The organism is Enterococcus sp. LJL120 (genome assembly GCF_054871765.1).
This window is the reverse complement of sequence record NZ_JBTXLV010000006.1, coordinates 131,376-145,772: the sequence shown is the minus strand read 5'-3', so window position 1 is coordinate 145,772 and position 14,397 is coordinate 131,376. Positions and strand designations below refer to the sequence as shown.

Here is a 14,397-nt window from a genome sequence, read left to right as displayed (position 1 = left end):
CTATCTAACTTCTTTAGAAACTTTAATCAATAGTGAAAAACAGCCAATGATTGCGTAGAAATAAAAGGCCCACTCATACGAAAACGCCTCGATAAATAGCCCGCTGCAAAAAACACCGACTGCTTGCCCAATCCCCAAAGCAAAAAAAGAAAAACTCACGCCGACATCCGGATTTTTTGAAAAAATTTTCGTTCCCCAAACAATAAAAAATCCAGTCAAAAGGACATAAATACCGCCAAAAAGAACTGCCGAAGTAAACAACAACAAAGAATTTGCTAAGCTAAGCATAGAAATTGCAAGGCTCATAAGGAGAAAACTCAGGTGAAAAGACTTCGCAAGGCCAAATTCGTTGGCTATTTTCCCCGAAAATCCACCCAAAAAGCCGCTGATAGCCATCACCAACCAAAAAATTAAACTCTCAGTTTCCCCGAGCAAGTTTGTTTCAGCAACATAAACTCTTGAAAAGGTCCAATAGATTGCTGAAACAAATCCAAATAGAAATGAAGCGCTTAATAATACTAAGGCATCTTGTTTGATAAATCTAGTAAAATTTAGCCGGATTTTTTTTAGTTTGCTAACGTTTGGGATAACTAAGAAATTACTGATTAAAATTAGGCTACCAAAAAAAGCCATCATAAAGTAGCTGAGGCGCCACTGATTTCTAAAAAACAGAACTAGCGGGGTGATTAAAACAAAGCCTAAGCTGGCCCCACTATTAATCCAAGTGTTCATCTGATTCCAATTTTTTTGAAGGACCGTTTCTTTCACAATCTGTGTCCATGCAGCAGAGGCAATGCCGCCACCAAGTCCAGCAACAAACACGGCTACAAGTAACGTCTTGAATGAACTTGACAGGCCAATTGCTAACAATCCGCTTGTCGCAAAAAAACCGGCAAGTAAAGTGGCTTTCTTACTCGCAAGAAAGTCAATAAGTGGAACTGCAGCGAGCAACGAAAAAGTATAGGAAAGATAACCCGATGATCCGATTAAACCAATTTCCAAATCAGTCAGAGCTAAAGACTGAGCAATACTCGGCATAAACAAACCAGCACTCATTCGCGCTAAGGCATAGGTCAAAGCAATCATCAAAACCCCCGACTGATAAGAGTTTAGCCATCTTTTAGAAACTCCCTTCGGTAAAATTCATCTAGTTGTCAGAATATTTTATAAAATTGGTATCTCCCTGTCTAAACCAATTTTCGCCATTCATAAAACTTTTTTGGTCTACTCTCTGAAAACTTCAAGTTATCAGAGTTTCGAAACTTAATTATACTTGTTATAAAGACCACCAGCTTTATGGTCCATTCTGAAAAAAAGGACATCAATTATTAATTTTTTGAAAACGAATACATTTTTTAGTCTTCGATTTTTACATTCCTTTGCGGCCATGCCATAATACTTTGAGACAGAAAATTTTCCAAGATGGAGGATGCAAAATGGAAGTGAAATTTTCAGATTTACCTGTCGAGTTGCAAAAGATTGCTATTTTCTCTGATGATTCTCGCTATGACGAAGTAAGGAGCAATGATTATCGAATTGGTTACCCTCAGCTGGTTTTGTTAGCTGCAACAGAAGCTGATGTGATGGCTGCAGTTCAATTTGTCGCTAAAATTAATCGTAATGTTTCTCAAAACATTCCTTTTTCTGTTAGAAGCGGTGGTCACGGTTTAACCACCACGTCCGTCAATGATGATGGAATTGTTTTAGATCTCTCTAGTCTCAATCACGTACATATTATGGATGAAACAAAAGGTTTGGTAAAAATAGAGGCTGGTGCCATCTGGGGTGAGGTTGCTCAGACACTCAATCCGCATCACCTGGTCATCTCCAGTGGCGACCATGGTGATACAGGCGTTGGCGGCTTAGCAGTCTCAGGCGGTATGGGGATTGTCCTGCGTTCCTTTGGATTAACCATAGACAAAGTTATCGGTGCAACGATTATTACCGCTGATGGAAAAAAACGCTGGCTAGATCAAGAAAATCATCCAGATTTATTTTGGGCAATCCGCGGTGGTGGCGGTCAATTTGGTGTTGTAGTCGATTTTTTATTCCAAGCAGATGTAGTTGACAGTCGACAATCTGATTTTGATGTCCCGATAATTGTGCAAAAAATCAACTATTCTATTCAAGACCTAAAAGATTTCATTCCGGCTTGGCAACAATGGGTCGCTGATTCATCTAGAAAATTGACTAGTATTATCTTGTTCAACCAAGGAGCTGATAACACTGTCAGCGGTCAAGTTAAAAATTTCTGGTATAGGGCTGATTCGCCTTCTGCCCAAGCGGTTTTCAAAAAAACGCAGGACTTAGCAAGTGTGGTCGAAGAATCTTTACAGGTGATGGAGTATGCTGATTTTGTTAAACCTGAACATACTCCGCTGGCAGGTAAAAATACTGCTTATGGCAAAAATATTTTAATCAAGGAGCTTTCATCAGAAACCATTGAGTTAATCACTCAATTACTTAACCATCCTTTTGTCTATGGTGTGGAGCTTAGAGCTTTAGGTGGTGCAGTCAATGATGTCAGCAGTGATTTCAACGCTTGGTCTAATCGTAACGCAGAGCTGTTAATTGCCTTTTGGTTTAATCACGAATTCGCTGATGAAGCTCTGCCGTTGTTTGCGCCATTTGAAAAAATTGCAGAAGGCGTGTATGGTGCCTATTCCAGAGATATGAGTGCTGCTGAAACTAAACGGGTTTGGTCTGAGAAAACCGCAAATAGATTACGTATGGTTAAGGCTAAATATGACCCTGATAACATGTTTACAGAAAATCGCATTCCTTAAAATATTGCTTTACCTGACGACACTAGTGAATAAAAAAAACAAATTTCAAAGTATGCTTCAAAAAAAGCCAGTAACGTGACGATTTTCGTCTAGGTTACTGGCTTTTTTGAAAATGTCGGAGTATAAACTCCAACCTTTATTCTTAGCGAATTAAAATTTTTCAGTTAAGTAAACCCTGATTTAACAGACTGTAGGTGTCAACAATATAAGTCTAAAATACTAGCTCTCACTCAATAGTATGGTAAGAACTAGTTACTTATTTTGAGTAGACGAAATCCGTCGTTAGTGAACTTTAAAGTGAACCAATTTCCTCTGATAATTTTGTTATACTAGACAAAAGGGGCTAAAATAAATGAACTTAGAAGTTTCATTAGGATTAGGAATACTTGCTTCTCTAATCATGTTTTCCGGCGATATGTTGTTTTATTTTGTTACTACTCCCTATGAATCTGATGGAAGTTTAAATCCTGTGATAGATATCATGACAAAAATTCCTGAGTGGCGCTTAAAGCTAGGAAGCATCCTAGGTCCTATAGCTGCGTTTATCTATTGCTTTGGTTTTTATCATCTGTTCTTTATTGTTGAATCAGTAAGCAGTAGTCTCGTGTTTATGATTTATGCCACTTATTGCCTTGGGATTATAATTGGTGGTGCTTATCATTCGCAATTTATTTATCTTGGGCTAATTAAAAAACAAGACGCTTCTTTCCAAATGAAAAAAATAGCCTCAACAATCACTCTGATGGGCTCCATTTCAGCTATTTTTATAGGAATCAGCTATTTTGGTCTATTCCTCTTGTTTATGTTTGATAAAACTATTTACCCCAGATTTTTTAGTCTCATTTCACCTGGAATTTTATATCTATTAAAACCCCTGTGGAAATATCTTCCACAACCATTTTTAGTTATCCTCTATGGCGGATGGGGAAACCTTATATCCACTATTTACTATGCGACATTGCTAATCTATGGTTAGCTTCAAAATTTTTAATGCCCTTAGACTTAATACATAAAACCCTGAGTTAATCCACTCACGACTTAGAATGATTTGATTTTGTTGTATCAGCAATTAAACTGCAATTTTGAAATAAAAGAAAAAAACAGTTCACAATGAATCTGAAATCCAACTTTATTTTTTTCAGCCAGTCCATAACTAGACTACTCTAAATTCACAAAGAAAAGCCCGTAAGACATTTGTCTGATTGACTCCTCTTTGTTTAGGCTCTCCTTTTAGAAATTTTTTTTAATTCTTAAAATCAATAAGCTTAAGTAACTCGCAAACTAAAACAATTACAGTAACCTGGAGTTTTTGTATCCAATAATCTTTAAATTTTTTATTCATGCACTCAATCAATCATAACCCCATCTTACGAAATAAAACATATCCTGGAAGTAATCTAAAAAAATTAATTCACCTTATATCTGAAATAATAAGTTATTATTCCCAAACGTTTAATATTCAATCTATCTATTTAAGTTTTTACTTCCAAATAAATACCCACCAAACTTGACTCTGGTGGGCTTGTTACAAATTACTGCTTGTAACCATTGCGTGAAAAAGGCTATAGATGATTAACTTCTCAACCCTTTGCCAGTACGAATCAAATAATAGCATGCAGTGTAAAGAACCAGAACGAATAAAACTAATATCAAAATCGAAATTGTTATCGGCACGTCTTCTGTACCCAAAAAGCCGTACCTAAAACCAGAGATCATATAAACAATTGGATTGATTTTTGAAATAGTTTGCCAAATTGGTGGCAGCATTGAGATAGCATAGAACACGCCACCTAAGTAAGTCAAAGGCTGCAAGATAAAGGTTGGGACAATGGATACATCATCAAAGGATTGTGCGAAAATACCATTGAGTAATCCCGCCAATGAAAATAGAATTGCTGTCATTAATAATGTCAAGACAACAATAACCCATGAATGAACATTGAGGGGCACAAACAATAGGGAAACTATCGTAACAAATGTGCCGACTAGCAAACTTCTCCCAACGCCGCCAAGAACAAAGCCCCATATGATAACATGTGGTGGCACTGGTGCCACCAATAATTCTTCGATATTCTTTTGTAATTTTTGTGAGAAAAATGAAGAAGAAACATTTGCATAAGAACTAGTAATAGCTGACATCATAATCAAACCCGGTACAATAAATTCCATGTAGGAAAAACCGCCCATATCGCCAATTCTGCCACCTATCATTTTCCCGAAAATGATAAAATATAATGAGGTGGTAATCACTGGTGGGACTAAAGTTTGCACCCAAATGCGCATATAGCGGTTCGTCTCCTTGACTGCGAGACTTTTTAAAGCTGTAAAATAAAGACTAAGCATCATTTTCCTCCTGCAGATTTTTCTCTTCTGTAATTTTTAGAAATAGTTCTTCTAGACGATTCGATTTATTTCGCATGGATAAGACCTTCAACCCTTGATTGCTGAGTTGGCTGAAAATATCATTTACTCCTTGATTTCGTTCCACTTCAACCGCTAAGGTCAGCTCATCTTCTAAAAGATAGTTGTACCCAACTATTTCAGGCGTTTTTTCAGAAGGGGCTAAGTCAAAAATAAATGTTTCAAACTGTAATTTTGATAAAAGATTTTTCATACTAGTATTTTCAATAAGCTTCCCCGATTGAATAATACCAATATTTCGACAGAGCATTTCTGCCTCTTCTAAATAATGGGTTGTTAAAATAATCGTGGTGCCATTTTCGTTTAGCTCTTTTAAAAACACCCACATTTCCCGTCGAAGTTCAATATCCACTCCTGCAGTCGGTTCATCTAAAATCAATAGGTGCGGCTCATGCATCAATGCTCGAGCAATCATTAGCCGGCGTTTCATCCCCCCAGAGAGCATGCGAGCACGTTCATTGCGTTTTTCCCATAAATTGGATTGTTTTAAATACTTTTCACTACGTTTTAGTGCTTCCTTTCGTGGGACACCATAATAACCAGCTTGATTCACAACAATTTGTTGCACAGTCTCAAAAGGATTAAAATTAAATTCTTGTGGCACTAGGCCAATCTGCTGTTTTGCCCTTTCTAAATCGGTATCAATATCATATCCATAAACGTTGACTTTCCCCGATGTTTTATTTACAAGTGAAGTGATAATGCCAATTGTCGTTGATTTGCCGGCCCCATTTGGTCCCAGAAGAGCATAGAAGTCGCCTTTTTCAACTCGAAGGTTAATTCCTCTTAAGGCTTTTACGCCTGTATCATACTCTTTTTCTAAATTCTCTATTTCAAGTGCGTAAGTCATTCGTATTTCTCCTCATTATTAAATCATTTGTTACTTGATAAACCACTAAAGCAGTGTTCGTATCATTCTAACAGATTATTCTTTGACTTTATAACCAAATGAGTTCAGTTCTTTAGTCTATTATTCAATGATTCCATTAGTCCACAACAAGTAAAATTATTAGGCTACTCAAACATACTATTTTGAAGTGTCGAAGCCGATTTTTTCAAATATCCCATCCACTAGACTAAATGTCATTTCATCACGATTGACTTTACCCAAGACTTTATCGCTATTTATTAGTTCAATTAGGTAATCAGCCATTTGGTCTGCTGTATGATATTTGGGAAAAGCTTCTTGGTAGTTAACTTTTGGAACGTTTTTAGCGACTGCTTCAAAATTAGTTTCAACAGGCCCTGGCGCTAGAATTTTCACTTTTAAAGGATGATTATTCACTTCCAATTCTTTAGCCAAGCCTTCAGTAAAAGCACTGACAAAGAATTTGCTTGCTGAATAGACCACCGACTCATTAAAAATCGAATAGCCCGCCAAAGAACCAACATTCACTAAAGTTGTTCCGGCTACATCCTTGTATTGCGCCACAAATTTTGTAGATAGATAGACTAAAGCCTTAATATTTAAATCAATCATTTCACTGATATCTTCTAAATCCATTTGATCAACGGTGGTTTTCTTGCCAAAGCCAGCATTGTTCACAAAGGTTTCAATTTGATAGTCCGCTAAGCTGGCATAAAAATCTTTCACCGCTTGTTTTTGAACCAAATCAACTTTTTTTACAATAACTGAAACGTCAAAATTTTCTTCCAAATCTTTTTTTAGCTCACTCAATAGTGCTTCATTTCTAGCAACTAAGATTAAGTTCTTTCCCAATTCAGCAAATTTGATTGCGGCAGACCGTCCAATTCCAGAACTAGCCCCTGTAATTACTGTATATTTTTTTGTCAATTTGTTGTCATCCTTTCAAAAATTACTTCTTAGTTTTCATGTACTCATCATTCATCTGCGCCTAATGTTTGGTTGAACTGTATTTCAATCCTTAATAATGAATTATAAATTTCATCTTCATAATTTATTTATTTTAGGGAATACCTCTTCCTCCTGTGAATTATTTTAAGAATACCTGTTCAAGTCCACTTTAAGTCAAGAGAAAAGTTTTATGTTTACAAGCAACCTTTTCTTTTTTTTAATTTAATGTACTTGAAAATCAAATATTTCCTGATTAATAATCAAAGAGTTTTTATTTCTAGATATATCCCCAAAACAAATAACCCATCAATCCTAGTTTGATGGGTTATTCGTTTTTACTTTATATGAGGATATTTATTTTTGCAATGTAGAAAAGGACAGAGAATTGTAGCTTTGACTATCAGTCAAAACAAAATGAAAAATATTATATAAGTCTATGAAATCAGTTACTTGCAGCGGCTTAGGAGAAAAACATTTCTAAGCGATATATTACTTTTTAAAGATTTTCCAAAACAGCTGCTTTACTTTGAATATACTTATCAATTTCAACAGCAGCGACTTTACCAGCGCCCATAGCCAAAATGACGGTCGCTGCTCCCGTGACAATATCACCTCCCGCAAAAACTCCGGGAATAGAGGTTTGACCAGTTTCAGGATTAGCAGCAATGTAACCCCATTTGTTCAAGGCTAATTCCGGGAAGGTATCTAAAAGAACTCGATTAGAGCCTTGGCCAATCGCTTCAATCACTGTGTCGGCCTTAATTATAAATTCGCTGCCGGCAATTGCTTCTGGGCGGCGGCGACCTGATTCATCAGGCTCACCTAAAGCCATCTTGATACACTTGACTCCCATTAAATTATCTTCTTCATCGCCTAGATATTCAACTGGATTAGTCAGCCACTGATATTCAATGCCCTCTTCAACAGAATGATGATATTCTTCAATTCTTGCAGGTAATTCTTCCAATGAGCGGCGATACACCACTGTCACTTCCTCAGCACCTAATCGCTTAGCAGAACGAGCAGCATCCATCGCCACATTGCCACCGCCAATCACCACAACTTTTTTAGAATGTTTAATCGGCGTTGCATATCGAGGAAACTCATAGCTGTGCATCAAATTAATTCGCGTCAGATACTCACTTGATGAATACACGCCATTCAAAGAAGTCCCGGCAATTCCCATAAAATTGGGCGTTCCAGCGCCCACTGAAATATAACAGGCATCAAAGTCCGCCATGATTTCAGTCATTTTAAGAGTCTTACCAACAATGATATTGGTTTCAATTTTGACACCTAAAGCGGCAATCGATTCAATTTCTTTTTTTACAATTCTTTTTGGCAAGCGAAATTCTGGAATGCCATAAGTTAGAACACCACCGGGCTCATGCAGGGCTTCAAAAATTGTCACATCGTAATTTAGTTTCGCTAAATCGCCTGCAACTGTTAATCCAGAAGGGCCGGAGCCAATCACAGCAACCTTACCAAGTTTTTCAACAGATGCTGTAGGCTCAGCAGAAAAATCTTGATTTTCCAATGACCAATCCGCCACTAATCGCTCTAGTTTACCGATGGCTACTGGTTCATAATTTTTTGCCAAACCAAGCCGGCAAACTTGCTCGCATTGCTTTTCTTGCGGACAAACCCGGCCACAAATCGCTGGTAAGTTAGTGTACTTGCTTAGAATTTCAGCAGCTTTAGCCATATCTCCATCTTTAATGGCTAAAATAAAACCAGGGATATCAATCATCACAGGACACTTTGCAATACAAGGGGCGTTACGACACTGCAAACAGCGGACAGCTTCTTCTTGCCCTTCTTCAATTGTATATCCCAGACAAACTTCATCAAAGTTATGACTGCGAACTTGTGGGTCTTGTTCGGCAATCGGTGTCTTAGTTCGGCTCTTTTTAGCCATGGGGAGTCACCTGCTTTCCTGGAGATGGACTTAAACAAGCCATTTCTTCTGTTTTATACTGCTTCATACGGCTGATAAATTCAATCCAGTTCACTTCACTGCCTTTAAATTCCGGTCCATCTACGCAGGCAAACTTGATGCTTCCGTCCACTGTCACGCGACAGCCACCACACATCCCAGTACCATCAATCATAATCGGGTTTAACGAAACATAGATTGGCAAGTCATATTTTTCAGCAGTTAAAGTACAAAATTTCATCATGATGCTTGGTCCAATTGCCCAGCTACAATCAATTTTTTCCCGCTGAATCACCTGTTCCATCGCCTCAGTCACTAAACCTTTTTGTCCGAGCGACCCGTCATCAGTGGTCACAATGACTTCGTCAGAATAGGCTTCACAATCTTTCTGTAAAATCACTAATTCCTTCGTTTTCGCACCTAAAATAGTAATTACCCGATTACCGGCTTTTTTCAAGCCTTTTACAATCGGATAAATGGCGGCTATTCCAACGCCCCCGCCAACAATCATCACGGTCCCATAATTTTTGATTTCGGTCGGCTGCCCCAATGGTCCAGAGACATCTAAAATGCTATCATCAGTTTGTAATTTAGCTAGGTCTGCTGTAGACTTGCCAATCACTTGAAAAATTATGCGAATTTGACCAGCCTCAGGATTACTATCACAGATTGTTAGCGGGATACGTTCGCCAAGTTGATCGATTCTTAAAATTATAAATTGGCCCGGTTCAGCTTTTTTTGCAATCAGCGGGGCCTCAATCCAAAAGTCAAACTCATTTTCTGAGAGTTGACTACTCTTTTTGATTTTGAACATGCTCTTAATCTCCAATTCTTCTATCTTACTTTCTTTATTCAATCAATCCTCTTTGTTGCCCCAAATAAAGACACGCCTCTAAAGCAGCTCCACCAATATTGCGGGCTTTATCTGAAATGGTTAGCCAGTCAACCTCCCTGGCTGGTCGCGGATCGACATCGCCGCATTTTAATCCTTTGGAAACAATTGCGCCATCTGCTATCAAACCTCTCACTGTACCATCAAGTGGCGACAAAACTTTTTGCTGATTAATAAAAAATAATGGCTCATTTTTTTTGACCACATCTCCTATTTGCGAAATCAATTTTACAGTTCCAGCAACCGGCGCATGAATTACCCGCTCACGACTTTTCCCACCCAATTCGCCTGGAATTCCAGTGTTGGGAAGAGCTGCCCCGGTGAAATACAGGCGCCCTAAGGAATGCCCACGCATGGTTTCAATTACTACGTCCACATCTTTTTCAGCAGTGAAGCCGGGGCCTAACGCAATTGTGATGGGGGCCATTTTACGAGTCGTCCCTAAATTTCTCTTGGCTAAAATCGCATCAACTACCACCAACGGTTGCAAGACTTCTAGTGTTTCTCCTTCAGGGTCAATTAACAACGGAATGCAATTTGATTGCCACACTTTTTGACAGTCTATTGGACTATCGATAAGCTCGGCAGTAACATCCTCCACTTTAAATTTTTGTTTAAAAACTGCTGAGCTTAAAGCGACGGATCTTCTAATTGATAATGGAAAAGCAACTTCCAAAATAACGACTTTAAAACCCGCTCGTTTAAATTTTTGGATGACTCCTGTGGCAATGTCCCCACCACCTCGAACAACTACAATTGCATCGTTGATTTTTGCCATAGAATCACTCCTGTCTGCTCCTTGACACTGCCAGCAACAATTTTATCAACAGTAGCCGTTTTCCTCAGCAATTGGTTAATTTCTTCAGCACCTTTTAATTCTGTTGACGTTTCTACTTGATTAAGATACAAAATTTTCTGTCCTTGCGCTTTTTGAAAAAGTCCAGTTTCTACTAACTTTGACAATATCTGTGGCGTAATAATTTCGCCTTCTTTGGTTTCCGTTAACGAAAGAAATATTGGCAGCCGATGAACGATTTCAGCAGAAATTTTTTTACCCAGCACTTTGATTGGTAACACACCAATAGTAGCTGTTGTGTCAGCTACTATCACGGGTTCAAAAACAGCCCAGCCTTTTAGTGGCAGTTGTTTAGAGCCATCTGCTTCCAAAAAAATTTTGTCATATTTTTTTGCTAAGGCAGAAAAGTTAACAGTTTTCAAAGCTTGTAATTTTTTCTGCTGATTTTCCATCAATAACACATCGCCAATAATGGTAATTCCCGGTAGCGCTGGCTGATTTATACTAAAGGCATCTGTAAACAAATAGTCATACTCTGCCGGCTGCGGGTAGGCAATTTTTGTAGTTGTCGAAACTAAAATCCGTTGATGCCGCAACTCTTCAGCGAGATAACGAATCAGGCTTGATTTACCGCCGCTACCGATGACTGAGAAGAATTGTTTCCCTGCTGTCAAAAAACAATTGCTCAACTTTACCATTTTTGATAAATCCTCTCTTGATCAGTCCCGCCAATTTTGAAAACTTCCAGCAGGGGCACATTTTTTTCTTTTAGCATCTTGACGACCTCTAAAATATCCACTTGTTTTACTCTCAGGCACATATTGCATAAGTCGCCAAGACTAACTGGTAGCGGTATGATGGTTGCCTCAATCGGCAAGTCCTGTAAAGCCTTCTGCCCCTTCATCACACCATGCACATTTTGAAAAGTTAATAAGTAATCCATTCTCTTCACCACTTTTCTTAAAATGAAATCACTTTCCCCGCTGTAGCTAAAGTCAAACTGATTGTATACATGTTGGTAATCTCACCAATTGCCAATTGCTCCTTGATATCAAAAAAATCTAAACAAGCGCCGCAAGTACTAATCTCTGTTCCTCGGTCTGCCAACTTTTTTAAATCCTCTAAAACTGGCGAGTCCTGATTGGTTAAAAAGACTCCTCCATGAAAGAAAATTAGCTGCGTCGGAGCTTGAGGGAGCTCCGTTAAGGAATAGATATAGCTTTGCATCATCATTTTTCCTAATTCAGGATTGCCTTCTCCTAAAATCTGTTTCCCAAAAATGACTACAAATTCTGAGGACTCTTGATTTTTTTCCTCCTGTGAGTTCGGTTTTTTTAGCAGAACAATAAATTCTTCAGCGGTTATTTCTTTTATTTCAACTGGTATGTGTTTCCCTTTAGCCATTTTTTTGATGTTTTCAATAGCTACTTGATTGTCCACTAAAATTTCGACAAGTCCAGCTTTATCACCTAACTCTTGTAGCGCTTTTTTGGCTTCAATCACTGGAATCGGACATGGCTTGCCTAACATATTAACCGTAATTTTTTCCATACTGTTTCCTCCTCACAAAATTTATACCAATAAGATTGCGGTCTGGCTTCGGGGGACAACTTCACCGATAATGGTCGCAACTGGGTCAGTTTTTTTAATACTAGTTAATAATTCAGCAGCTTGTTTCGCTTCGACACTAATCAACAAGCCCCCAGAAGTTTGCGGGTCAAATAGAATTTCCTGCATAGCGGCATCAATGCCTTTTAACGAAACATTTTTGACAAACTGGCGATTTCGCTGACCACCGGCTGTCGCTAAATATTCGCCAGCATAGGTTAAAGCCCCAGGCAATAACGGTAACGCTTCCATATCAATGACCAACGTAAAGTGTTCGCCTGCCATTTCTAAGGCATGGCCTAACAAACCAAAGCCGGTTACATCGGTGCATGCGTGCACTGGAAAGTCGTGGAGATTTTGAGCAGCGTATTTATTGAGTCGTTCCATAGATTGTAGACAAATTTCTTCGTCGTCATTTTGAACAACACCGCCCCGCACCGCAGACTGAACCAAACCAACACCTAAAGCCTTTGTTAAAATCAGCAGATCACCCGCTTGTGGTGTATTATTATGAATAACTTTTTGCGGATTAACTCGACCGGTCACCGCCAATCCATACTTTGGTTCATGATCATAAATTGAATGGCCGCCAGCAATCACAGCACCCGCCTCCTGCACTTTTTGCGAACCACCTAATAAAATATCTTGTAATATCGTCAAAGGTAGCTTTTGCGGAAAACAAATCATATTTAAAGCAAATAACACTTCTCCGCCCATCGCGTAAACATCACTTAAAGCATTGGCTGCGGCAATCCGACCAAAGCGTAAGGGATTCTCTACCATTGGAGAGAAAAAGTCCAATGTTGAAATAATGCCCTCTTGATTCAGCTGATAGACCGCTGCATCGTCTGTGCTATCAAAGCCGACTAACAAATTCTTATTTGTTAGTTGCGGCAATTGCTGCAAGATATCATGCAAATCACTAGCTGCCAACTTTGCACCGCAACCACCTGAGGTACAGCTAGATAAAATACTGATTTCATTTTCGTTTGTTGGATTCATCTTAAAACCTCCTGCAGTGCTTTCAGGGTGTAGGAAATTTCAGCTTCAGTATTTTCATAGCCTAAACTAAACCGCAAAGCCCCGGTTTCAAAGGTGCCGGCAGTTTGGTGGGCGTCTGGCGCACAGTGCAACCCACAGCGGGTAACGATTTGATAATCATGAAAAAGGCGGTCACCTAATTCATTCACCGGCATTTTGTCTGGCACCACTGACAAGATTGGCACTGAAGTTATTTTTTTCTGTGTTCCTAAAATCCTTAGGGGCAGCTGCTGCAAACCAGCTAAAAAGTAGTTGTATAAAGCCTGCTCCTTTTTTTGAATATTCTCTAAACCAATTTCCTGCAGCCACTCAATGCTTTTTGTCAGACTTAAAATTCCAATACTGTTTAAGGTGCCTGATTCGAATCGATCTGGCAGAAAGTCCGGCTGTTCTTTTGAGTGTGAAAGACTGCCAGTTCCACCAGTCAGCCACGGCTGCATTTTTTTGGCAGCCGTCTCGCTCAATAAAAAGCCGCCGATACCTGACAGAGCGTACAAACTTTTATGACCGGTAAAGGCCAAGACATCGGCATGTAATTCCTGCATATCAACTGGCAAAAATCCAGCCGTCTGAGCAATATCTAAAACTGTAATAATTCCTTTTTCCTGTGCTTTAGCAAAGCATTCTTTAATTGGTAAAATCGTACCTAAGACATTTGAAGCGTGAGTCAACACTAGCACTTTAGTATTGGGCTGAAACGCTTTTTCTATATCTTGCGAACAAAGCTGCCCATCAGGACTGCAAGAAACCTGCTGGAGAGCAACACCTTTTTTCTCTAACAAGTAGAGAGGTCTTAAGACAGCATTATGTTCAACAGTTGAAGTGATAACATGATCTCCCGGTTGAAGCAAGCCGTTAAACACCATGTTCAAAGACAGCGTGACATTGCTTGTGAAAATCACTCGAGCAGAATCTTCACCGTGAAAAAAATCATTAACAACTTCGCGGCCAGCAAAAACTAGCTCGTCTTCTTGATTACCGTAACTGCGTTTATCGTTAAATTGATTATTAAACTGAAGATACCGGCAGACCTCATCTATGACGGGCTGCGGCTTTTGAATGGAGGTTGCTGCATAATTCAAATAGACGTTTTGAACCAAC

At 38.9% G+C, this 14,397-nt stretch carries 14 protein-coding genes; 2 read left to right on the top strand and 12 right to left on the bottom strand.

What is annotated here, in order from left to right; genetic code table 11:
* Positions 1 to 1,086 carry an MFS transporter gene (locus tag ACYSNU_RS11355; protein ID WP_461737320.1) on the bottom strand — a complete coding sequence of 362 codons (1,086 nt, stop codon included), beginning with the start codon at positions 1,084 to 1,086 and terminating at the stop codon, positions 1 to 3.
* A gap of 350 nt (positions 1,087 to 1,436) precedes the next feature.
* Between ACYSNU_RS11355 and ACYSNU_RS11350 the strand changes: the two genes are divergently transcribed.
* Both ACYSNU_RS11350 and ACYSNU_RS11345 read left to right on the top strand, forming a co-directional pair.
* Positions 1,437 to 2,786, top strand: a complete 1,350-nt coding sequence (locus tag ACYSNU_RS11350; protein WP_461737319.1) for an FAD-dependent oxidoreductase — start codon at positions 1,437 to 1,439, stop codon at positions 2,784 to 2,786.
* 352 nt (positions 2,787 to 3,138) lie between these two features.
* Positions 3,139 to 3,762, top strand: a complete 624-nt coding sequence (locus tag ACYSNU_RS11345; RefSeq protein ID WP_461737318.1) for a DUF6796 family protein — start codon at positions 3,139 to 3,141, stop codon at positions 3,760 to 3,762.
* Between the two features lie 596 nt (positions 3,763 to 4,358).
* On the opposite strand, the gene ACYSNU_RS11340 is transcribed toward ACYSNU_RS11345, so the two are convergent.
* The 11 genes from ACYSNU_RS11340 to sclA form a co-directional block, all read right to left on the bottom strand.
* Positions 4,359 to 5,129 carry an ABC transporter permease gene (locus tag ACYSNU_RS11340; protein ID WP_265455506.1) on the bottom strand — a complete coding sequence of 257 codons (771 nt, stop codon included), beginning with the start codon at positions 5,127 to 5,129 and terminating at the stop codon, positions 4,359 to 4,361.
* Positions 5,122 to 6,057 (bottom strand): ABC transporter ATP-binding protein, encoded by a 936-nt coding sequence (locus ACYSNU_RS11335; RefSeq protein WP_461737316.1) that lies wholly within the window; start codon positions 6,055 to 6,057, stop codon positions 5,122 to 5,124. The genes ACYSNU_RS11340 and ACYSNU_RS11335 overlap by 8 nt, the downstream gene beginning before the upstream one ends.
* A 177-nt stretch (positions 6,058 to 6,234) precedes the next feature.
* Positions 6,235 to 7,002, bottom strand: coding sequence for an SDR family NAD(P)-dependent oxidoreductase (locus ACYSNU_RS11330; RefSeq protein WP_461737315.1), 768 nt, complete (start codon positions 7,000 to 7,002; stop codon positions 6,235 to 6,237).
* Between the two features lie 517 nt (positions 7,003 to 7,519).
* Entirely contained in the window at positions 7,520 to 8,941 is a 1,422-nt protein-coding gene (gene gltA, locus ACYSNU_RS11325) for an NADPH-dependent glutamate synthase (RefSeq protein WP_461737314.1), read from the bottom strand.
* Complete coding sequence (locus tag ACYSNU_RS11320) at positions 8,934 to 9,773, bottom strand: sulfide/dihydroorotate dehydrogenase-like FAD/NAD-binding protein (RefSeq protein ID WP_461737312.1); 840 nt, start codon at positions 9,771 to 9,773, stop codon at positions 8,934 to 8,936. The genes gltA and ACYSNU_RS11320 overlap by 8 nt, the downstream gene beginning before the upstream one ends.
* A 34-nt stretch (positions 9,774 to 9,807) precedes the next feature.
* On the bottom strand, positions 9,808 to 10,629 hold the full coding sequence (yqeB, locus tag ACYSNU_RS11315) for a selenium-dependent molybdenum cofactor biosynthesis protein YqeB (protein ID WP_461737311.1): 822 nt from the start codon (positions 10,627 to 10,629) through the stop codon (positions 9,808 to 9,810).
* On the bottom strand, positions 10,602 to 11,321 hold the full coding sequence (yqeC, locus tag ACYSNU_RS11310) for a selenium cofactor biosynthesis protein YqeC (RefSeq protein ID WP_461737310.1): 720 nt from the start codon (positions 11,319 to 11,321) through the stop codon (positions 10,602 to 10,604). Before yqeC ends, yqeB begins: the two co-directional genes overlap by 28 nt.
* Positions 11,322 to 11,338: 17 nt before the next feature.
* Positions 11,339 to 11,590: a DUF3343 domain-containing protein gene (locus ACYSNU_RS11305; RefSeq protein ID WP_461737309.1), complete on the bottom strand. Its 252-nt coding sequence runs from the start codon at positions 11,588 to 11,590 to the stop codon at positions 11,339 to 11,341.
* Positions 11,591 to 11,607: 17 nt separating this feature from the next.
* Positions 11,608 to 12,198: a sulfurtransferase-like selenium metabolism protein YedF gene (gene yedF / locus ACYSNU_RS11300; RefSeq protein ID WP_461737308.1), complete on the bottom strand. Its 591-nt coding sequence runs from the start codon at positions 12,196 to 12,198 to the stop codon at positions 11,608 to 11,610.
* A gap of 21 nt (positions 12,199 to 12,219) precedes the next feature.
* A complete protein-coding gene (selD, locus tag ACYSNU_RS11295; protein WP_461737306.1) occupies positions 12,220 to 13,257 on the bottom strand; it encodes a selenide, water dikinase SelD in 1,038 nt (345 codons plus the stop codon).
* Positions 13,254 to 14,396 (bottom strand): selenocysteine lyase SclA, encoded by a 1,143-nt coding sequence (gene sclA / locus ACYSNU_RS11290; protein WP_461737305.1) that lies wholly within the window; start codon positions 14,394 to 14,396, stop codon positions 13,254 to 13,256. The genes selD and sclA overlap by 4 nt, the downstream gene beginning before the upstream one ends.
* Position 14,397 lies beyond the last annotated feature (1 nt).

Excerpts from the sequence above, each read along its gene's own strand:
- ACYSNU_RS11305 (WP_461737309.1), bottom strand. The coding sequence starts at position 11,590 with ATGGATTACTTATTAACTTTTCAAAATGTGCATGGTGTGATGAAGGGG.
- yqeB (WP_461737311.1), bottom strand. The coding sequence starts at position 10,629 with ATGGCAAAAATCAACGATGCAATTGTAGTTGTTCGAGGTGGTGGGGAC.
- selD (WP_461737306.1), bottom strand. The coding sequence starts at position 13,257 with ATGAATCCAACAAACGAAAATGAAATCAGTATTTTATCTAGCTGTACC.
- ACYSNU_RS11335 (WP_461737316.1), bottom strand. The coding sequence starts at position 6,057 with ATGACTTACGCACTTGAAATAGAGAATTTAGAAAAAGAGTATGATACA.
- ACYSNU_RS11320 (WP_461737312.1), bottom strand. The coding sequence starts at position 9,773 with ATGTTCAAAATCAAAAAGAGTAGTCAACTCTCAGAAAATGAGTTTGAC.
- ACYSNU_RS11355 (WP_461737320.1), bottom strand. The coding sequence starts at position 1,086 with ATGATTGCTTTGACCTATGCCTTAGCGCGAATGAGTGCTGGTTTGTTT.
- ACYSNU_RS11345 (WP_461737318.1), top strand. The coding sequence starts at position 3,139 with ATGAACTTAGAAGTTTCATTAGGATTAGGAATACTTGCTTCTCTAATC.
- yedF (WP_461737308.1), bottom strand. The coding sequence starts at position 12,198 with ATGGAAAAAATTACGGTTAATATGTTAGGCAAGCCATGTCCGATTCCA.
- gltA (WP_461737314.1), bottom strand. The coding sequence starts at position 8,941 with ATGGCTAAAAAGAGCCGAACTAAGACACCGATTGCCGAACAAGACCCA.
- ACYSNU_RS11350 (WP_461737319.1), top strand. The coding sequence starts at position 1,437 with ATGGAAGTGAAATTTTCAGATTTACCTGTCGAGTTGCAAAAGATTGCT.
- ACYSNU_RS11340 (WP_265455506.1), bottom strand. The coding sequence starts at position 5,129 with ATGCTTAGTCTTTATTTTACAGCTTTAAAAAGTCTCGCAGTCAAGGAG.